1 protein-coding gene is annotated in these 471 nt (G+C 37.4%); it reads right to left on the bottom strand.

What is annotated here, in order from left to right; all coding sequences use genetic code 11:
• On the bottom strand, positions 1 to 471 hold a 471-nt coding region (locus HC175_RS18210), incomplete at both ends, for a hypothetical protein (RefSeq protein WP_209310081.1).

Raw genomic sequence — 471 nt, 5'->3', positions numbered from 1 at the left:
CTCCTGAAAAAGCCCCAGGGATTTCCCGACAATATTCGGATTTAGTTCTCCCGTTCGCGGAAGATCACCCGATAGCTTTCCTTTTATTTTATCATTATCATCAAAATAATTATGCAGCAATTCTTCTACTATGGTATATCCATCTTCTACAACCAGGATCTTTTCACAGTGGTCATATAATTCTTTTACCTTTTCTTTGGGCAAAGGATATTGAGAGATTTTAAGAATAGAATGGCTTTCATCTTCCCCTAAATTCTCCATCACATAATTATAGGCTATTCCACAAGTTATTATGCCAACTCCCCCTTTTTTGCCTTTTTTAAGTCTGTTCAAGTTCGAGTTTTGAGAATGTTCTATCAAAGAATCCTGTTTATTAACCAACAGGTCGTACTGCTTTCTCGCGTTCATGGGGAGTAAAGCAAATCGCGAGGTATCTAATGGTAAGTTGATCTCATTTGGATTACGTCTTTC

Source organism: Salinimicrobium oceani, from assembly GCF_012037645.1.
The sequence above is the reverse complement of the archived record's forward strand: the minus strand, read 5'-3'. Positions and strand labels throughout refer to the sequence as shown.